The organism is Bacillus sp. ES1-5, from assembly GCF_022487605.1.
GTDB classification, from domain to species: domain Bacteria; phylum Bacillota; class Bacilli; order Bacillales; family Bacillaceae_G; genus Bacillus_A; species Bacillus_A wiedmannii.
The window spans coordinates 1,262,954-1,282,494 of record NZ_JAKVPU010000001.1 but is presented as its reverse complement, the minus strand read 5'-3'; the positions used below and the strand labels follow the sequence as shown (position 1 = coordinate 1,282,494).

The 19,541-nt window shown below is 34.5% G+C and carries 24 protein-coding genes; 14 read left to right on the top strand and 10 right to left on the bottom strand.

Features of this window, described 5'->3' with window-relative positions; genetic code table 11:
• Nucleotides 1-17: 17 nt before the first annotated feature.
• Both MKO96_RS06565 and cspB read right to left on the bottom strand, forming a co-directional pair.
• The gene (locus tag MKO96_RS06565; RefSeq protein ID WP_000534395.1) at nucleotides 18-266 is read right to left on the bottom strand and encodes a DUF2564 family protein; all 249 of its coding nucleotides are present in this window, start codon (nucleotides 264-266) and stop codon (nucleotides 18-20) included.
• Nucleotides 267-385: 119 nt separating this feature from the next.
• Nucleotides 386-583, bottom strand: coding sequence for a cold shock-like protein CspB (cspB, locus tag MKO96_RS06560; RefSeq protein ID WP_001161731.1), 198 nt, complete (start codon nucleotides 581-583; stop codon nucleotides 386-388).
• Nucleotides 584-850: 267 nt separating this feature from the next.
• Between cspB and MKO96_RS06555 the strand changes: the two genes are divergently transcribed.
• The 8 genes from MKO96_RS06555 to MKO96_RS06520 all read left to right on the top strand — a co-directional run bounded on the left by MKO96_RS06555 (nucleotide 851) and on the right by MKO96_RS06520 (nucleotide 7,408).
• Nucleotides 851-1,579 carry a YqcI/YcgG family protein gene (locus tag MKO96_RS06555; protein ID WP_001005945.1) on the top strand — a complete coding sequence of 243 codons (729 nt, stop codon included), beginning with the start codon at nucleotides 851-853 and terminating at the stop codon, nucleotides 1,577-1,579.
• Nucleotides 1,580-1,717: 138 nt separating this feature from the next.
• Nucleotides 1,718-2,350: a LysE family transporter gene (locus MKO96_RS06550; protein WP_087980802.1), complete on the top strand. Its 633-nt coding sequence runs from the start codon at nucleotides 1,718-1,720 to the stop codon at nucleotides 2,348-2,350.
• Between the two features lie 19 nt (nucleotides 2,351-2,369).
• Nucleotides 2,370-2,663 (top strand): hypothetical protein, encoded by a 294-nt coding sequence (locus MKO96_RS06545; protein ID WP_000286360.1) that lies wholly within the window; start codon nucleotides 2,370-2,372, stop codon nucleotides 2,661-2,663.
• 82 nt (nucleotides 2,664-2,745) lie between these two features.
• Nucleotides 2,746-3,375, top strand: a complete 630-nt coding sequence (locus MKO96_RS06540) for a sterol desaturase family protein (protein WP_087980036.1) — start codon at nucleotides 2,746-2,748, stop codon at nucleotides 3,373-3,375.
• A 247-nt stretch (nucleotides 3,376-3,622) separates the two neighbouring features.
• Nucleotides 3,623-3,964 (top strand): DUF485 domain-containing protein, encoded by a 342-nt coding sequence (locus MKO96_RS06535; protein ID WP_000817375.1) that lies wholly within the window; start codon nucleotides 3,623-3,625, stop codon nucleotides 3,962-3,964.
• A gap of 2 nt (nucleotides 3,965-3,966) precedes the next feature.
• A complete protein-coding gene (locus MKO96_RS06530; protein ID WP_001027730.1) occupies nucleotides 3,967-5,517 on the top strand; it encodes a solute symporter family protein in 1,551 nt (516 codons plus the stop codon).
• A 180-nt stretch (nucleotides 5,518-5,697) separates the two neighbouring features.
• On the top strand, nucleotides 5,698-7,047 hold the full coding sequence (locus MKO96_RS06525; RefSeq protein ID WP_140386722.1) for an aspartate aminotransferase family protein: 1,350 nt from the start codon (nucleotides 5,698-5,700) through the stop codon (nucleotides 7,045-7,047).
• A gap of 82 nt (nucleotides 7,048-7,129) precedes the next feature.
• A complete protein-coding gene (locus tag MKO96_RS06520; protein ID WP_240587055.1) occupies nucleotides 7,130-7,408 on the top strand; it encodes a DUF3986 family protein in 279 nt (92 codons plus the stop codon).
• Between the two features lie 63 nt (nucleotides 7,409-7,471).
• On the opposite strand, the gene MKO96_RS06515 is transcribed toward MKO96_RS06520, so the two are convergent.
• The gene (locus MKO96_RS06515; protein ID WP_240587054.1) at nucleotides 7,472-8,635 is read right to left on the bottom strand and encodes a cation:proton antiporter; all 1,164 of its coding nucleotides are present in this window, start codon (nucleotides 8,633-8,635) and stop codon (nucleotides 7,472-7,474) included.
• 267 nt (nucleotides 8,636-8,902) lie between these two features.
• Here MKO96_RS06515 and MKO96_RS06510 point away from each other — a divergent pair, with 267 nt between their 5' ends.
• Complete coding sequence (locus MKO96_RS06510) at nucleotides 8,903-9,748, top strand: MerR family transcriptional regulator (protein WP_240587053.1); 846 nt, start codon at nucleotides 8,903-8,905, stop codon at nucleotides 9,746-9,748.
• Nucleotides 9,749-9,877: 129 nt separating this feature from the next.
• On the top strand, nucleotides 9,878-11,233 hold the full coding sequence (locus MKO96_RS06505) for an MATE family efflux transporter (protein ID WP_240587389.1): 1,356 nt from the start codon (nucleotides 9,878-9,880) through the stop codon (nucleotides 11,231-11,233).
• A gap of 36 nt (nucleotides 11,234-11,269) precedes the next feature.
• Here the strand turns inward: MKO96_RS06505 and MKO96_RS06500 are convergent, their stop codons facing one another.
• Nucleotides 11,270-11,935, bottom strand: coding sequence for a DUF421 domain-containing protein (locus tag MKO96_RS06500; RefSeq protein ID WP_240587052.1), 666 nt, complete (start codon nucleotides 11,933-11,935; stop codon nucleotides 11,270-11,272).
• Nucleotides 11,936-12,095: 160 nt separating this feature from the next.
• Between MKO96_RS06500 and MKO96_RS06495 the strand changes: the two genes are divergently transcribed.
• The 4 genes from MKO96_RS06495 to MKO96_RS06480 all read left to right on the top strand — a co-directional run bounded on the left by MKO96_RS06495 (nucleotide 12,096) and on the right by MKO96_RS06480 (nucleotide 14,747).
• Nucleotides 12,096-12,674: a YdcF family protein gene (locus MKO96_RS06495; protein WP_240587051.1), complete on the top strand. Its 579-nt coding sequence runs from the start codon at nucleotides 12,096-12,098 to the stop codon at nucleotides 12,672-12,674.
• Nucleotides 12,675-12,822: 148 nt separating this feature from the next.
• On the top strand, nucleotides 12,823-13,140 hold the full coding sequence (locus MKO96_RS06490) for a magnetosome magnetite crystal formation protein family (protein WP_070168618.1): 318 nt from the start codon (nucleotides 12,823-12,825) through the stop codon (nucleotides 13,138-13,140).
• 201 nt (nucleotides 13,141-13,341) lie between these two features.
• Nucleotides 13,342-14,076: an oxygen-insensitive NADPH nitroreductase gene (gene nfsA, locus MKO96_RS06485; protein WP_240587050.1), complete on the top strand. Its 735-nt coding sequence runs from the start codon at nucleotides 13,342-13,344 to the stop codon at nucleotides 14,074-14,076.
• Nucleotides 14,077-14,162: 86 nt separating this feature from the next.
• Nucleotides 14,163-14,747, top strand: a complete 585-nt coding sequence (locus MKO96_RS06480; protein ID WP_240587049.1) for a type 1 glutamine amidotransferase family protein — start codon at nucleotides 14,163-14,165, stop codon at nucleotides 14,745-14,747.
• Nucleotides 14,748-14,841: 94 nt separating this feature from the next.
• Here MKO96_RS06480 and MKO96_RS06475 read toward each other — a convergent pair whose 3' ends face one another.
• The 6 genes from MKO96_RS06475 to MKO96_RS06450 all read right to left on the bottom strand — a co-directional run bounded on the left by MKO96_RS06475 (nucleotide 14,842) and on the right by MKO96_RS06450 (nucleotide 19,484).
• Nucleotides 14,842-15,567, bottom strand: a complete 726-nt coding sequence (locus MKO96_RS06475) for a sulfite exporter TauE/SafE family protein (protein ID WP_240587048.1) — start codon at nucleotides 15,565-15,567, stop codon at nucleotides 14,842-14,844.
• Between the two features lie 126 nt (nucleotides 15,568-15,693).
• A complete protein-coding gene (locus MKO96_RS06470) occupies nucleotides 15,694-16,914 on the bottom strand; it encodes an MFS transporter (protein WP_240587047.1) in 1,221 nt (406 codons plus the stop codon).
• Nucleotides 16,915-16,933: 19 nt separating this feature from the next.
• On the bottom strand, nucleotides 16,934-17,383 hold the full coding sequence (locus MKO96_RS06465; protein WP_240587046.1) for an ArsR/SmtB family transcription factor: 450 nt from the start codon (nucleotides 17,381-17,383) through the stop codon (nucleotides 16,934-16,936).
• A gap of 128 nt (nucleotides 17,384-17,511) precedes the next feature.
• Complete coding sequence (locus tag MKO96_RS06460) at nucleotides 17,512-18,726, bottom strand: MFS transporter (RefSeq protein ID WP_240587045.1); 1,215 nt, start codon at nucleotides 18,724-18,726, stop codon at nucleotides 17,512-17,514.
• Between the two features lie 5 nt (nucleotides 18,727-18,731).
• Entirely contained in the window at nucleotides 18,732-19,199 is a 468-nt protein-coding gene (locus MKO96_RS06455) for a VOC family protein (RefSeq protein WP_240587044.1), read from the bottom strand.
• 165 nt (nucleotides 19,200-19,364) lie between these two features.
• On the bottom strand, nucleotides 19,365-19,484 hold the full coding sequence (locus tag MKO96_RS06450) for a YjcZ family sporulation protein (protein WP_000120179.1): 120 nt from the start codon (nucleotides 19,482-19,484) through the stop codon (nucleotides 19,365-19,367).
• Nucleotides 19,485-19,541 lie beyond the last annotated feature (57 nt).

The following is a 19,541-nucleotide window of genomic DNA, read 5'->3' as shown; positions in this document are numbered from 1 at the left end:
AATTCTCTGGATGTTTTTTAGTGTCTTGCTTCATTTAATTGATGCTCGCATTTACTTAATTTCTTTTCCTCATTCATTAAAAATGGCTCATCTAAATCTGTCGCAACAGATTTCATAATTTCAAGCTGAGAGCGAGCGGCTTCTACAGCAGTAGTCGCATGCTCTAATGTATCTGGATCCATTGAAATTGTCGCTGACCCTACCATTTTTTGTGCTGTTTCTACACGGAATTTCACTTCTTCAAAATCATTTACTTCTGATCCCATTATTACTTCCTCCTTTGTATATTGCGCATTTCACATAGTTTTTGCTCTGTAAAACGGAAATATACAAAGGAATAACAAAGGAGGTTACCAAGTAAGGTAACCTCCTGTTATATGTTGGATTAAAGTTTTACTACGTTAGCAGCTTGAGGTCCGCGGTTTCCTTCAGTGATATCGAAAGATACTTCTTGACCTTCTTCTAAAGCTTTGTAGCCGTCACCTTGAATAGCAGAGAAATGTACGAATACATCGTCAGCGCCTTCCATTTCGATAAATCCAAAACCTTTTTCATTGTTAAACCATTTTACTTTTCCTTGCATGCTACAATTCCTCCTAAAAACATTTGCTTTTTTCATTTAGTAAAATTCATTTGAAAGATAATATAAACTAAAAATGCTATAATATTGAATATTCTGCTAAATGATTAATTTAAATATACACGAATTGGTAGAAATTAGTCAAGTAAGCGATTTTATTTTTTTGTATTTTTAAATAATTTTCCAGCCGAATTTTTAAATAGGTATAGGACAGGCCGAGTATGTAATATTCTTAATTGAATGCTTATACATAATGAGGTGAAAGAAAGAATGAATGAGTCTTATTTATTAGATAATGAAGGAATGAGAACGAGAACTGACATACCAAATTGGGTTACAAAAGAATTTCAAAATTTTTCGAGTGTCGTGCTAGAACCAACTTTCCCGTGTTATTTCGGCTTAACAGCTTTGAAAAAGAATGAACTTCGTTATTCATTTCTCTCTCATAATGATTGGAGTCATTTGCCACATACAATGTTATCTTTTTTAGAGTTAATGAAAGAGCGCCCAATTGTAAGAAGAGGATTCTTTCTTTTTGTGGAACCGGAATGTGAGGAACAATCACTAGAATATTATCGTGATTACTTTTGGAAAGTACTACAATATTTACATGAAAACGATGATCAAACATGGCCGAAGCAAATTCCAGAAGACCCAGACCATTACTTATGGGAATTTTCATTTGGTGGTGAACCGATATTCGCATTTGGAAATGCGCCAGCTTATAAACAACGAAAAACTAGGCATTTAGGAAATTCTCTCGTTATTGGATTTCAACCGCGCACCATCTTTGATGGATTAGAAGGGGATCGCCCTAAAGGAGCATATTCAAGACAAACGGTCCGAGATCGAGTTGAAAAGTGGGATCAGCTACCGAAACATCCTAACATTAGTCATTATGGTGATCCAGATCATCGTGAATGGAAACAATACTTCATAGGGGACGATGTAGAGCCGATAAAAGGAAAATGTCCTTTTCTTCATAAGTTAGAAAAGTAAGAGCCATCATCCAGATGGCTCTTTTGCATATTTTGGATAAAAAAGGGTATTTTAGTAGTAAATATTTTGATGAAAGCTAGTCTATTTTTAATCATTACATCATTACTTAATAGTAAAGGAAGTAGAAAGGATAGAGCGATGTTTGGAGCGATTATACAACAAATTGTATTAGGTATTTCATTAGCTGCGCCAGTAGGTCCGATTAATATTGAAATGTTAAAACGAGGAATTGAACGAGGTTTTTGGCATGCATGGGTTGTTGGAATTGGTGGAATGACTGCAGATATTTTGTTTATGCTTCTCATTTATTTCGGTTTATCTTCTGTGTTTATGTATACATATGTACAAGCTTTTATGTATTGCACAGGGTTTTTCTTATTATTTTATTTAGGATTTCAAAGTGTAAAACAAGGAATTTCCCACTCGAGTATGGAATATAAAAAGGAAGAGGTAGGTGGACTTAAACAATCGTTTATGGCAGGTTTTTTAATTGCGATATCCAATCCATTAAATCTTGTTTTTTGGTTTGGTATATACGGAAGTACACTTAGCTCATTGCTTACGAAGGTAACGAAACAAGAAGCCTTTTTGTACAGTCTTTGTATTATCGTTGGCATTATTTTATGGAATTTAAATATTGCTTTTTCTGTCCATTTTGGCAGAACTTTATTAAAGCAAAAAGCACTTGGCTATATAACAGCCGGAGCCGGTATTATTTTAGTAGGATATTCTATCCATTTTGCATACAAAGCTTTACAGTTGTTCACATAAGATTGAAGGGGAGATTTTTATGTATCGAACCACTATTGACGGAAAAGAAATTATTATTACGTTAGCACCAAAGATCCGAAAAGAAATTACTGATAGGAATCCACTATATGAAGCGGTATTTCATAATGCAGCAAGATTACTACAAACAAAGCAACCAACGTTTGCGCTAAATCATGAAATATTTGGGCTCATTATTGGAGAGGTACAAAGAGGAGAAGTAACAGTGTTTGCGGTGGAACATATTATTCCAAAGCAAAATATATTTGGATCGAACAATTTTTTCTCGACAATAGAGCAGCAGGCAAATTTGTAAAGTGAATAGAATAAAATAAAAAATAAAAGAAATAGTCGTAACGATATGTTGCGGCTGTTTTTTTAGAAAAGGGGGAAGGAAGATGAAGAGAGTGGGGAAAGAGTTCTTTTTACAACATGATATCGTTATTATGTATAGTATTTTATTTATTTTCATTATTATTTTAAAAATGCAATTTTTCACATGGATCGGTATGTTCGCGTGTTTGTTTGGGATTGTTTTTTATACGCTTAACGAATATATGACACATCGATTTTTATTCCATTTAAAGCCACCTAAAAATGTATTTTTATTAAAAATGTTAAGAAGATTACATTATGATCATCACGTATATCCAGATGATTTAAAACTATTGTTTTTGCCTGTATGGTTTAGTATACCTAGCTTTACTATATATTTACTTATAGCATATGGTATAACAAAAAGTGTTACTATTACACTTTCATTCGGAATTGGAATGATTATCATGCTTCTCGTTTATGAATGGAAACATTATATTGCACATAAGCCGATTCGTCCGTTCACTAAGTTTGGGCGATGGCTCAAAAAACAGCACATATTACACCATTATAAAAATGAAAAGTTTTGGTTTGGTGTTTCAAATCCAGTATTCGATTTCATATTTGGAACACTTAAAGATGGAAAAGACGTTGAATTAAGCGAAACAGCTCGTAATTTAGAAAAAGAGAAAAAGGCAGAAGTAGTGCGATAAGCACTACTTTTTTATTCTGTTTTAATGGGCATCAAATCTTGACTGGTATGAGATTGAAGTACGTAAATTTTATGTTGAAAAAGTATATTAAAAACTTAGGGGAAAATGCCGAAAAATGTCTATCGAAAAATCTTTGCAGGAATGTATGGATTGTCTAAAATGGAAATAAGTTTCTGAATATTTATAAAATTTAGTCTTTAGGTATGCAAGGGGGAATTGTATTTCTAGTAAGAGAGGGGATCGGAGAATGAAACGAGATGATACGTCAGCACGTAAGTTACAAAATGAGGTTAATTATACAGAGGTTGTTCAGTCAGAAGAATTTCAATTGCTATTAAATACGAAAAAGAAGTTTATCGTTCCGATGAGTATTTTCTTTTTAAGCTTTTTTATTGCATTACCTATTTTAACATCGTATTCAAAGGTGCTCAATACACCAGCATTTGGGGATGTTACGTGGGCATGGGTGTTTGCATTTGCGCAATTTATAATGACGTGGTCATTATGTATGATTTATAGCAAAAAAGCAGAATCCTTTGATGAAATCTCGCAAAAAATTCTACAAGATATGCAAAAAGGGAGGGGCTAACTTTGAATATAACCGCTTTTGCATTATTTTTAATCATCGTTCTTGGTACACTCGTCATAACTTATTTTGCGTCGAAGAAAACGAAAAATGCGAGTGAGTTTTATACAGCTGGAGGGGGATTAACTGGTTGGCAAAATGGTCTGGCCATTGCGGGAGATTACATGTCTGCTGCGTCTTTTCTTGGTATAGCCGGAGCGATCGCATTAACTGGGTTTGATGGGTTCTTTTATAGTATCGGTTTCTTAGTTGCTTACTTAGTTGTATTATACTTAGTTGCAGAGCCGCTTCGAAATTTAGGGAAGTACACGTTAGCAGATATGATTGCGGCACGTTTTGATGCGAAAAAAGTTCGCGGCGTTGCAGCGCTTAATACGATGACGATTTCGATTTTTTATATGATTGCACAATTAGTTGGGGCTGGTGCACTTATTAAATTATTATTAGGGATCGAATATACGACATCAGTTTTAATCGTCGGTACATTAATGACAGTGTACGTTATTTTTGGCGGAATGACTGCGACGAGTTGGGTACAAATTGTTAAGGCTGTACTACTTATGGCTGGTACATTTATTATTTCTGTTATCGTTTTCTCCAAATTTAATTTTAGTGTGACTGAAATGTTCGCGCAAATGAAAACTGCTACTCCGTTAAAAGATTCGTTTTTAAATCCAGGAGTAAAGTATAAGGATGGTCTTGATACACTGTCTTTAAATTTAGGACTAGTTCTTGGTACTGCCGGATTACCACATATTCTTGTTCGTTTTTTTACAGTACGTGATGCAAAAACAGCACGTCAATCTGTTGTATACGCTACGTGGTTAATTGGCGCATTTTATATTATGACGATTTTCTTAGGGTTTGGAGCAGCGGCATTTGTAGGAAATGAGGCAATTATGAAAGCAAACCCTGCTGGTAATATGGCAGCACCTTTATTAGCTAAAGCGTTAGGTGGAGATTTCTTATTTGCTTTCGTATCAGCAATTGCCTTTGCAACTATTTTAGCTGTAGTGGCAGGACTTGTATTAACAGCAGCATCAGCATTCGCACATGATTTTTATAATGAAATTATTCGCAAGGGGAAATCAACGGAAAAAGAGCAAGTGTCAATGGCTCGCTATGCGTCTATTGGAGTAGCGGTATTATCCATTATACTAGCGTTATTTGCTCAAACATTGAACGTAGCATTTTTAGTTTCATTAGCATTTGCAGTTGCAGCGAGTGCAAATCTACCAGTTATATTATTCACAATATATTGGAAGCGCTTCAATACAACAGGTGCCATTTCGGGTATGGTTGTTGGTCTTGTATCAGCAATTGTTCTCGTAGCGTTAAGTCCAAATGTCTGGAACCCTGTAGCCGGAAAAGCTATATTTGTTGGGGAAGCGATATTCCCATATACGACACCTGGAATTATTTCAATTCCACTTGGATTCCTTGCAGCATATTTAGGAACCGTGTTATCTAGTAAGAAAGAAGATGCTGCGAAATTTGATGAGATTCTTGTGAAATCTAATACAGGTCATGGTGTTAGTGATGCGTCTTCCCATTAAAAAGAGAAGGGCTTTTCGATATATAAGAAAAGCTCTTTTTTTCTTGTAAATATTACTGTATTGTAAGTAGGATTTTGTCTTAATTTTGTGGAATGAAAATAAGCAGGGAGAAAATTAAATCATCATGGCACCAGCGCAGCTTTTGTGAAAAATAAGTTGTTATGGAAGGTGGAAGAAATGATGAAAACGAAACAGACTGATGAATTATTAGCAAAAGATGAGCAATATGTTTGGCACGGAATGCGTCCCTTTAGTCCAAATAATACAATGGTAGGGGCAAAAGCAGAAGGGTGCTGGGTTGAAGATATACAAGGAAAACGATATTTAGATGGTATGAGTGGTCTTTGGTGTGTGAATAGTGGATATGGCAGAAAAGAGCTCGCAGAGGCGGCTTATAAGCAATTACAAACATTATCATACTTTCCGATGTCACAATCGCATGAACCGGCTATAAAGCTTGCTGAAAAATTAAATGAGTGGCTTGGAGGAGAGTATGTTATTTTCTTCTCTAATAGTGGTTCGGAAGCGAACGAAACGGCTTTTAAAATAGCAAGGCAATACTATGCTCAAAAAGGTGAACCGCATCGTTATAAATTTATGTCGCGTTACCGCGGATATCATGGAAATACAATGGCAACGATGGCAGCGACGGGACAAGCACAGCGTAGATATCAATATGAGCCATTTGCTTCAGGATTTTTACATGTAACGCCGCCAGATTGTTATCGTATGCCTGGAATAGAAAGAGAGAATATTTATGATGTGGAATGTGTAAAAGAAGTAGATCGCGTTATGACATGGGAATTAAGTGAAACGATTGCAGCTTTTATTATGGAACCAATTATTACGGGCGGGGGCATTTTAATGCCGCCACAAAACTATATGAAAGCTATTCATGAAACGTGTCAAAAACACGGTGCACTTCTCATTAGCGATGAAGTGATTTGCGGTTTCGGACGTACAGGAAAAGCATTTGGATTTATGAATTATGACGTTCAGCCGGATATTATTACGATGGCAAAAGGGATTACGAGCGCATATTTACCATTATCAGCGACAGCTGTGAAAAAAGAAATATATGAAGCATTTAAAGGGAAGGGAGAATATGAATTCTTCCGTCATATTAATACATTTGGTGGAAATCCTGCAGCTTGTGCATTAGCGCTTAAAAACTTAGAGATTATGGAAAATGAAAATTTAATTGAGCGATCTGCACAAATGGGCTCGCTTTTATTAGAGCAATTAAAAGAAGAAATTGGAGAGCATCCACTTGTTGGGAATATTAGAGGAAAAGGTCTATTAGTTGGAATTGAACTAGTAAATGATAAAGAAACGAAAGAGCCAATTGATAACGACAAAATTGCAAGTGTTGTAAATGCTTGTAAAGAAAAAGGCTTAATTATAGGACGAAACGGCATGACAACAGCAGGATATAATAACGTTTTAACATTAGCACCACCGCTTGTTATTTCAAGTGAAGAAATTGCCTTTGTTGTTGGAACGTTGAAGACAGCGATGGAACGTATTTAATGAATCAAGCGAGCTGTAATATACAGCTCGCTTTTGTTTATTATGTGAAATATGATAAATTTTCAAGGGGAGGGGAATTATTATGAAGAAATATGATCCTAGTCAACATTATCACATCGGATATTATGAAGATGGATATGATTTAGAAGTGACGGCGTACAAAAGAATAAATGAACCAGTTTGGGATGCTTATATTCCGCACTATGAGGCAGACGACTTTTATAAAAAAGTGGAGGAAATGAAACTAGGTGAATATATAGATGATTACGGCATTATGGTGTATTCATTTCGTAATGATATGGATGATGAAGAAGTGCGAATTATTTTTGAAAACTGGTTAAAAAAGAATGGAATTGTGTAAAGATAAAATGATAAAAGAGATTACTATCTTATAAGATAGTAATCTCTTTTTATTGTAGAAAGCTTATTTACTTGCTTTCACCGCTTTATCTTTTGCACCAAAAGTGTATTTTAACATTGGTGGTGTAATCATTGTAGTTAAAATAACGACAATAACGATAGCTGTAAAGTAATCTTGTGCTAATAGACCTGAAGAAAGCCCTGTTCCTGCGATGATAAGTGCAACTTCACCACGAGAAACCATCCCAGCACCGATAATGGCAGAAGACTTAGCATCAAATCCAGTCATTCGTGCACCGAATCCACAACCAATTAGTTTCGTTAATACAGCGATTACTGTTAATGCTAGGATGAACCAAATTTGATTACCAATACCGTCAAATGTAATATTCATACCGATACTAACGAAGAATACTGGAACGAACATAGCGTAAGCGATTGGTTCTACTTTCTTTTCTACCTCATGCTTGTAGTTCGTTTGAGAAATAGCGATACCAGCTGCGAAAGCACCGATAATACCAGCAATTCCTAATAATTCACCGAAGTAAGCGAATGAGAAACAGATGATAAGAGCCGCGCTCACGATAGACTCAGATACGCGCAGTGGTGATAACCAGCGCATGATTGCAGGAACACCTTTCCATCCGATTAAAATAATAGAAGCGAAGAATACAACTTTCTTCAAGATAACCATTGTTAAGTTAACATCGTCTGTACCTAAGAAGCTCATTGCAAATGCTAATAAAATAACAACAAGAATGTCATCAAATACAGCCGCGCCCAGCATAGTTGTACTTTCACGTGTTTTCATCTTTCCTAAATCACGAAGTGTTTGTACGGAAATACTAACACTTGTCGCACATAGAAGTAATCCTAAAAATACAGCATTTCCTTGTTCCATTCCCATAACAAGACCAGAAACGTAACCACCTACGAATGGAAGAAGGATACCTCCAAGTGCAACTGCTAAAGAAGAATTACGATTTGCGTTTAATTCCTCTAAGTCTGTTTCAAGTCCTGCCATAAACATTAAAAGAATAACACCGACATTACTTAATTGTGTTAGAAGCTCTGAATTTTCAATCCAACCTAATATAGCTGGACCGATAACGATACCGACAATTAATTTACCTAGTACAGAAGGTTGACCTAGTCTAACACTAAGATCACCAGCAAGCTTTGTACTTAATAAAATAAGTGCAATTTGAAAGAAAAATTCGAAATCCATCGGATCCTCTCCTCATCATTTTTATTTTTATCATACGATTTCTCGGAATTTGCCTAATGAAAATATGTAAAACCCATTAAACAAAGGGTCTGATTACGAGTTCTTTTGAACTTGTAATTTGAACCTGTAATTAATATATAATAAAATGTATGAAAAATCAATGGAAAAATAGCAGATTTTCATGATAGGATTCGATTTAGGTATGGAGGGAATCACTATATAATAAGAAGAAACAAGGCGACATTTTTATGAATTGGAGAAGGGTATATGTTATTAAATAAACGTTTTACAATTGGAGAAATGGCAAAAATGCAAAATATAGCGGAATCTACTTTACGCTATTATGATGAAAAGGGGATTTTTCATCCGTCCATTGTGGACCCGCAAACAAATTATCGTTATTACACAATCGATCAATTTTCACTATTAGATACGATTAAATTTTTACGTCAATTAAATATTCCATTAAAGGAAATTAAGAAATATATTGATGAAAGAAATCCAGCATACGCACTTAATTTACTGGAAAAACAACAAGAAATGATGTTGAAAAAACAAAGAGAAATTGAGTATGCTTTGGCGAAAATGGAGCATAGAATTCATTTAATTAAGGAAGCAACAAAAGCAAAAGCTGAACAAATGGTAATTAAAGAGATCCCGCAGCGAAAAATTACAGCAATTGCGGTTGCCCCGAATACGACGGATGATATGTTTGAGTACTATATTCATTCGTTGCAAAAAAATATGAGGCAAATGGATGATAGCTTATTTTCTGGAGATATCGGTGTAACAGTTGCAAAAAAAGGATTAATGCAAAATGAGTTTCAAGCATATAGCAGTGTTTTTATTCTTTTGGATTACATGCCTTTTCAAATACATAGTTCAGATGAAATTAAAGAAGGCATATTTGCCTGTGTATATCACCATGGTCCATATGAAGAAACGGATGAAACATATAAGAAGTTAATGAAATATATTGATCAAGAAGGGTACGAAGTAAGTGGAGATGCGATTGAGATTGCATTAATTGATTGGTCTGTAACAGACAATCCAGAGGAACAAGTAACAGAAATTCAAATTCCTATAATGAAAAAACAAAGCAATAAGATGTAGGACTCGTATCATTATAAATTGGCATCAAACACAATAATTCAGTTACCTATTTTTTAATTCTCTATTGACCTTCAAGTAACTTGAAGGTTTAAACTATGAACAGAGCATTGAAAAAGGAGCATTTATATGATGGAAACAACAGAAAAGTTAAGAGAAAAACCGATAAAAAGTTTATTTATTTCATATTTAATACCAGCTGTTCTTGGAATGGTATTAATGTCAGTTAATATTGTGATTGATGCGGTTATGATTAGTCGGGGAGTTGGAGCGAACGGATTAGCAGGAGTAAACGTGGCTATTCCAGCCTTTTCAATTTTCTTCTCTATTTCATTATGGATTGGAATGGGCGGGGCAACGTTATATTCCATTGCACTAGGTGAAAATAAATTAGAAAGAGCAAGGTCTATTTTTACGCAATCCATGACGGTAGCAGTAATTATCGTAGGTGTTTTAGCAGCGATTTGCTTATGGAGAATAGAAGATTTAGCATACTTATTCGGTGCAAACGAAGTGATTTTACCGTATGCGTTAGACTATTTACATGTGTTATTAACATTTGGAATGATATACGTTTTAGAAAATATTTTAAGTACATTTATACGAAATGATGGAAATCCTAATTTAGCAATGGCAGGTCTAGTTGTAACGGCTGTATTAAATATAGTGTTTGACTATATCTTTATATTCATCTTTGGATGGGGCGTAACAGGTGCGGCTTCAGCGACTATTCTTTCAGCAGCGATTGGCTTCCTTGTATTATTAACGCACTTCTTTAGAAAAAGTAGTATTTTAAAGTGGACGAAATTCCATTTTGAATGGGATACTGTTAAACAAATTATGGTAATTGGTTTCCCTAGCTTTACAGCAGAAAGTACAGTAGCGATAGTAACGATTGGTTTTAATATCGCGTTCGTTCAATACGCAGGAGAAGTAGGAGTCGCTTCTTATGCGATGGTGAATAGTATTCATGCGATGACATTACTATTATTCTTCGGCGTTGGAGCAGCTTTACAGCCAATCGCTAGTTTCCATTACGGTGCAAATTTAGCCGAAAGATTGCGTGAAGGATTGAGGTTCGCTGTAAAAATTGCAGTAGTACTCGGTGGTATTGCAATAGTTATCGGATTATTCTTCGGGAAATATATTATTGGTCTATTTGATGTCCAATCTCCAGAATTATTGGAGTTAACATTAACAGGTATTAGCTTGTTCTTTATTCAATACGTATTTTTAGGCTATAACATTGTATACGGAGAGTACTTCCAATCAGTGCGACAAACGAAGAAATCAGTACTTATTATTATGAGCCGCGGATTACTATTTATTATTCCATTATTATGGATTATGCCAAAATTATTTGGGATAAACGGAATTTGGCTCGTTATGCCAGTAGCTGAAGTATTGACAGCGATTATCGTATTTTCGATGAATCGTATGAAACATCCTGTTCCATTAAATATGGCGGGAAAGAAAGAAGCAATATAATGAAGAAAATCCCCTTGAGCAAGTAAGGGGATTTTTTTACTCTTTTAAACTAATCGCAAAAGATCCATCTGTTTCTTGAACAGACGCGAAAGCAACGCTTTTAATATTAGTGATGCCTTTTTCTTTTAATTCGTTATATAACCATTTTTCGTCCTTATGAATTAACTTTAAGTTATCGTATTGAATTTGTGAATCAACGATAAGGGCAATTGGTAATCCAGCATACGTAACATCTATGTTCAAATCTTTTGGAGTTAATGGTACAAGTTCACGCTTTGGCAAAATACTAATGGCTCCATTTGCTTCTAAAATAGCGTATTCAATTTCGTGAACACTCGGGTATCCTGCAACGCGAAGGTTAGAAAGTAGTTCAGCAATGGGGTATCTACTTTTTTGTAAGTTCTCAAAAATAATATCCCCATGTTTAATTAAAATGATAGGGTGTCCAAGAATAAAACGATTTAGTTTGTTTAGTAAGCTTAATTTTGTAAGAAGCAAATGTAAACATGTAATAACGACCATACCGAGAAAAGCTTGCAAAGCACCAGAGACTGGTATGGCCTGAAAAGCTAAATAAGATAAAAAGATAATAGCACCAAAATCATGAGGAGTTAGTTGTGCTAAAGCTGATTTACCGAGCATCTTAAGTGATAGTAAAAATAAGATGAAAAAGAACGATACGTTACATAAAAAGAGAAGCAATAGAGACACTCCTTCGTGCAAAGTTGTACTTACTGTTCCCGAAAGAAATATAAATATTACTTTCCAGAGGATAAATTAGGGTGAATTGGAATTTGTCTGTATACAAACAAATAAATGGATATTATCATGAAAGAAGCAAAGAACTTAGGAGTATATGGATATGAAAAAGAAGAAAATAATTAAGTATATGATAGGAATTATAATGGTTTGCGCCGTTTATGCGGGATTTTTACAATATAACATATATAAGCATGGACATATGAATGCAACCTACGATGCGGATTATATGATTGTGTTAGGCTCGAAAGTAAATGGAACGAAACCGTCGTACTCACTGCAATATCGTATTGATAAAGCAGCTGAGTATTTACAATCACATGAGAAAACAATTGCTATAGTATCTGGAGGGAAAGGAAAAGGAGAAGATATTTCAGAAGCATTAGCAATGAAAAATGGATTAATGAAACTAAAAATTGCAGAAGACCGCATTATAATGGAAGATAAGTCAACGAGTACAGATGAGAATATTAAATTCTCAAAACCGTTAATTCCGGACAATATGAAAAAAGGAATGATCGTAACAAACGACTTCCATATGTTTAGAGCGAAAAAAATAGCAGCAAAACAAGGTCTACAATTAGAAGGTCTCCCGGCCGAAACACCGAAGCGAATTGTCATTCCATCGAATATACGAGAGTATTTAGCTATTACGAAATATTGGTTTATGAATCGAATATAGAAAAAATAATCCCATCTGGAAGTCCAGGCGGGATTATTTTTGATGAAAATCTTACAAAGATGTCATGTTTATGAAAGGTAAAGCGATAGTTTCTAGAGTGGATTCCTGACATAATGAAGATAACAAAAACTATTTAGAGGTGAATCGGATGAAAGGAAATAATATATTATCTTCACTATGTTACTTTAGTATCTTTTTTGCACCATTTTTACTGCCAATTATCGTGTACTTCGTTGCGGAGGATGAAGTGAAGTACCACGCGAAAAAAGCATTTTGGTCACATATTTTCCCGTATGCGATTTTATTTGGTGGATTAGCAGTATCCGGCATATATGGTTTAAGTTTCAACCAATCTGATGGTGCTGGAATTGGCATGATGATCACCTATGCAGTATTCATTCTTGTAGGGATTTATTACTTCATTTGGAATATCGTAAAAGGTGTTAAAGTTTTGAAAACAGCGTAATAAGACAAGGAATAATTTGATGTAAATTTGTAGGTAAGTCGATATATTCGAAAAATCTTCGATATAATTTCATTTACCATACTAATATATATGTAAAAAAGAGCAATTCAAAAAGAATTGCTCTTTTTGTGCTTATAAGTTGTGAATATTAAAAAAAATATGTTAATTTTTCATTATGAAGAGAAAAAAGGAGTGTTTTTCATGAATGAGATCATACATAAAATGGAGCAACACGTTTCAGTTCGTAAATATAAAGAAGAATCAATTCCGAAAGATGTAGTAGAAAGAATGGTGCAAGCTGCGCAGCATGCTGCTTCCTCGCATTTTGTACAGGCGTATTCTGTTATATATGTAACAGATCAAGACCTAAAGGTTAAACTAGCAGAGCTATCGGGAAATCGTCACGTGAAAGACTGCGCAGCATTCTTTGTTTGTTGTGCAGATTTAAAACGACTTGAAATGGCATGTGAACAGCATGGTACAGAGATTAAGCATGAAGGAGTAGAAGACTTTATCGTTGCGACGGTAGATGCTTCATTGTTCGCACAAAACTTAGCGTTAGCAGCAGAATCGTTAGGATACGGTATTTGTTATATTGGTGGTATTCGTAATAATCCGAGAGAAGTGAGTGAATTGCTTCATTTACCGGATAAAGTATATCCTGTATTCGGAATGACAGTTGGTGTACCAGATGAAGATCATGGAGTGAAACCACGTTTACCAGTAGCAGCAATCCTTCATGAAAATGGGTATGATGAAAAGAAATATGATGAATTATTAAACGAATACGATGAAACGATGAGCTCGTATTACAAAGAAAGATCAGCAAACAAGAAAAATGTAACATGGACGGAATCAATGAGTTCGTTTATGGCTAAAGAAAAAAGAATGCATATGAAAGAGTTTTTAAGTGAAAAAGGATTTAATAAGAAATGAGTAAAAAGGCAGACCTGCATGCAGGTCTGCCTTTTTTGGAGGAGAAATATGATTGTCTTCGAATAAGTATAGGGGGAGGAGATAATATGAAAAAAGCTTTACTCTTTTTATTTGATGGATTTGCAGAATTTGAAGTGAATATAGCGAGTTTATTTTTGATAAGTAAGGAATTCGAAATAATAACAGCAACAGTAGACGGAAAAACAGTTACAGGAGAAGGTGGTTTTTTGTGTCAATCACATGTCTCTATCGAGCATATTGAAGTAGCGGATTATGAATTGTTTATTGTACCAGGAGGACATATTTTTGATCATTTAGAAAATGATCAATTGTTATCGATCGTGAATGAATTACATAAGCAGAATAAATGGATAGCGGGTATTTGTGCAGGGACATCTTTACTACATGCAGCAGGCGTGCTTAATAAGAAGAAATTCTCAACATCATTAACACCAGATGAAAAACAATTAGCGCATTTACATGAATGGGAATATAAACAAAATAAAGATGTAACCGTTGATGGGAAAATAATAACAGCGGTAGGATCTGCGTACGTGGAATTTGCTGCTGAAATAATGAAGCAGCTCAATTTATTTAACGAAGCTGAAGTGAAGGAGAGCTTGCAATACTTTAAAAATGTACCAGAGGTTTGTGATGAAACGTTAGTTTAAGTGAAGATAAAAAGCGGCATAATAGTCGCTTTTTATCGTTTAAGTCTATATGTTTTTGTACAATCTAAAGCATATATTATTTTGAAAAACTTACTTATAAGAAATGCAAACTTTCAATAAGAAGATACATACCCGTACAACTCAAAAGGATATACGTAAATATTTTGAAAATCCGTTGATTAAGCCATTTGAAAATAATTTGACCTATATACAAGCCTGAAAATACGATTGGAATTGCATAAAAACTTGATTCCCAAATTGTTTTGTTTGTGCCAGTAAATAGTATTTGAGTTAGTAGACTAATGAAATATATAAATAGATAAAAAGCTAAAGTAGTTGCTCTCAACTTTTCTTTTTTCGTATCAGTTCCTGTAAAGTACAGTAACAGGGGAGGTCCGGGCATACCGATACTTGTCGTTAAAAGACCGGATAATCCACCCACTAAGAAATCTCTAGATTTTGTTGATTTAATTTTAAAGTTGCATATTAGCATCAACGTTAATAGTAAGAGCAGGATGCTAATTGCTAATTTAAACGTGTTGATGTTAATAGAAATGAAAATGAAAATACCAAAAGGAACACCAACTATACTTCCAAAAATCAATCTTTTCAGTAGAATAAAATCAATGTCCATTCTTATTTTCCAAATGAGTGACATAGAAATAATTAACGATAAAATGATATTTATTTGTATAGCTTCTTGTGGTAGAAATACCATGAGTAAGAAAGGTGTTGCCATAATAGAAAAGCCAAAACCTGTGCTTGTTTGTAAAATAGAAGCTACTAATATAATACATATGAAAATGAATATAATCTCCAAAATAGCCCTCCTACATAATTAGATCCAATACATATTTTAACATAAAGTGATACTTTAATCAGTGGGGGGCTTACTGTCCTTTAATACGGGAAAAAAGCGGCTAAATAGCCGCTTTTTATGTTGTATTTAATATTCCAATGATGACCCTGTAGCTTTAAAATACTTTTCACGTGAAGGAGTCATTACCCGGATTGCTAATAAACAGGAAAGGAAAAGAATGAGTAACGAGCTACTTATTACAGTAATTTGAACAGAAAGAAATTGTGCGGATGCTCCAATTGCTAAAACGAAAAAGATTTGGATGAAATTTTTTATGGAATCAAACACGCTATCGATACGTCCTATCATATGTACAGGGATGTTATTTTGATAAAATGTGATAAAGCCAGTGCCAGCAAATGATGAAGAAATGCCAAGTAAAATGAAACCGCCTGCTGCAACTATAAATGAATTTGAAAAAGCGAAAATTACATAACCTATTGCTGTGAATATCATACCGAGTCCGATACAATGTTGAATTGGTATTCGTTTGGCAAAGAGAGAAACAAGAAATGAACCGAAAACATAAGCAGCACCAGTTATACTAACAAGCATGCTATATTCCATGTCGGATAAAAACAGTACTTGATTTGTGAAAACAACTTCTTGTGAATCGAGCGCCATAGAAACAAGCATAGTCGCTTGAAATAAAACGAATATGAGAATGATGTAAGTTTCAGTTCGAGCGAATGAAAAAACTTGTTTCCAATCACTTCGTAATGTTTGTACGAAAGTATTTGCAACTTCTTCGTTTTGCTTTGTTTGTAATGTAATGTTTGGTAAGAAATAAATGAGAATAGTAGAAAGTAGAAAGGAAAGTGAGTTGCAGTAAATCACAAAAGATGCTGAGTACGTGGTGAGAAGTATTCCAGCAAGGGCTGGACCGATAATAAAAGCCCCGCTTGTACAAAAGTTATTCCAAGCGTTGAATTGAGCGCGTTCTTCAGCTCGTATGAGCATTGTTTTATAAGAAAATGAAGCTGGATCGAAAAATGATGTAGCAATACGAGTCAAAAAGATAAAAATATAAATGGACCAAATAGAATCAAATAGTGGAATACACCCAATGAGAGCTGCTCGAATTATATCTGTGATGAGCATAATGGAACGTTTGTTTAATCGATCTACTATGCTACCAGACCATATTTTTGTAACAACGGTGGCAATTGGACCTACAATCCATAATCCTGCTACAGCAGCAGGGGAGTTTGTGCTATTTAACACCATTAAGTTTAGGGCGATGAGATACATAAAATCACCTAAACGAGAAATTCCTGTTCCCGACAATAATAATAATTTATTTTTCATGAGCAAATGGACCTTTCTTTCATTGTTTTTTAATCCTGCAGGAAATAGCGTATTCCTCTTCGGAGTTTGATTGACGAGCGGTTTTGTTTTCCCAGCGTAATAAAACTTGTGTAACTTCCCAAGTAAGTTGTTGTAATTCTTCTGGAGTTAAAAATAAATGAGATACAATATGACTGCCTGTATTCGTTCCTTCTGTGCCGTTTTCTTCAATATAGAAATGAGCAGATTTTGCCTTGTAATATTTTTCAATAATTCCTCGTTTTTCTTTCGTGTCTACTAATTCAAGTAACCCTCCATCATATAAAATTTGAACGTGATAATGTACGCTACCAGCAGATTTACTTAGTTTAGTAGCTACTTGTTTTGCAGTGAGTGCTTCATCTTTTAAAAGGTGAAGAATTTGAATGCGAGTTGCGTTGGAAATGAGCTTTTGCTGCTCAGCTGAAATAGTAAGTCTATCGTCAAACATTATGACCTCTCCTTTCTTGTAATCTAAATTTATTGTACATTCTAAAAAATTAGAACGTAAGGGAAATAAATCGCCTTTTTCCTTTATATTTCGACATAAATAAAAATAGCATGTACATAAACATGCTATTAAGTGATAGTAGATTCTTCACTCAGTTTCCCGCGATAAAACAGGTAAAGCCATATAAAACTAACAAAAATACAGCATATAGCTAATAGGCTACCAATAATTTGCGGAGAAAGAATTTCTAAAAGCGCTCCTGTAAAAAACATGGATAACTGAATAAGAGATCCATAAATAGAATAATGGAATGAAAAAACTTTACCCATCATATTTTCATTCGTGTAAGTTTGAAGTAATGTCGTATCAAGTGGAACGATGATTCCTCCTGCTATGCGCATACAGAGTAGTGTAATGATACCGATAATAAGTTGATCGGATAAAATGAATCCGAGAAAGAAAATTCCTTGTAGGAAATAGGCCCAACCAAATGCTTTTTTCATTTTTTCTTTATTATGAGACATATAAAGATTAACGAGGAGGCTTCCCATCATAAGCCCAGCCCCTTGAACCGTATATAAAATTCCAATGTTGGTGTGGAAAATCTTTTCGGCATAGATCGTTAGAAGTAGCTGATAAGCGCCTCCAATCATGCCCCATGAAATGCCGACAAGAATTAACGTTAAAATGATTTTTGTTTGTAATATGTATGTGTAACCATCTTTTATATCAGTAAAAAATGGTTTTTTCTTGTTACAAGTATCATGAGAAGGGACACTCATAGTATAGATAAAATAGGCTGAAATAAAGTATGACAGGCTGTTGATTAAAAAAGCGAACTCAATATGTAAAGATTGTGCAAGGATTCCGCCTAAAGAAGCCCCCATAATAGACATAAAACTATTAATTGTACTAGAAAGAGAGTTAGCAGTTACGAAATGATTTTGGTGTACGATATGTTTTAAGGTTGCTTGTTTAGCCGGCTCAAATAAACAAGAAAGTACGGATAAACATATGTTAGAAATGAAAATAATCTCAATTTTATATAGTGCAAATAAGTAAGTGAGGACGATTATGCCTCGTAAAATATCGGTGAAAAGCAGAATCTTCTTTTTAGAAAAACGATCTACAACTCCGCCTATGAAAGGGCTAAGAAGAAGTTGAGGTAATCCTTTACTTACAAAGGTGAGTGCAATCATAAATGGAGATTCCGTTATGCTATAGACGAATGTTAATAAAGCTACAGTATGAAGCGAATCTCCAAGTACACTTAGCATTTGCCCGTAAAATAGTTTATTGAAGTTTTTATTTGTTTTTAGAAGTGTGGAATAAGAAACTGACATGAAATTTAATCTTTATGTAATGATGATGCTTGAACTTGTTTTTTCCACTCGCTTAAGTACACTTTCTCCGCTGTAGGAAGTCCAATAGGTAATTGTGCAATTAATTCTAAACTATTTCCGTCAGGATCGTTAAAGTATACGGCGACATGCGCTAATTCTGGAAAAACAATCGGTTCAATTGGTTCCATTCCAAAATCTTTTCTTGCTGAAATACCTTTTTGATTTAGCCAATGAATCGCATTTTCTAAATCATGTAAGTTTACTTGAAAGGCGATGTGTCGTAAAGAGGGATGATAATTAACTTTATATTCTGTGCCTTCCCAAAGACCGAGCCAACTTTCGTTTTCTTTAATCCAAAAGAAAGCAATATCATCTCCTCTTTTATATAATTTCAGTCCAAGTGATTCATAAAAAGATATTGATATCTCTAAGTTCCGGACAGGTAAATGTGCTTCGTAAAGACCTTTAATCATTGTAATCCTCCTTAGTAAAATATTTCTTATTTCATAGTAAACGTTTTTTTTTTAGTTGAAATCACAAAAAGGAGGGATATGGCTTCATACGAAAGTATGAAAAAACAGCTCAAATATGAGCTGTTTTCGTATAGTTTTTCGTTCATTTGTTAAGGATAGGATATATTAGTATCCGTATCCGCCGCCACCCCAGCAGCTACATCCGATGATGATTAGAAGGATGAATAGTACGATAAGCAAAGCAAATCCACCGCCGAAACCAGCGCAACTTCCACCATAGCTCATATGTTTTCCTCCTTTTGAGTAAGTTAATCTATATAATTCATGGACTACTATATACAG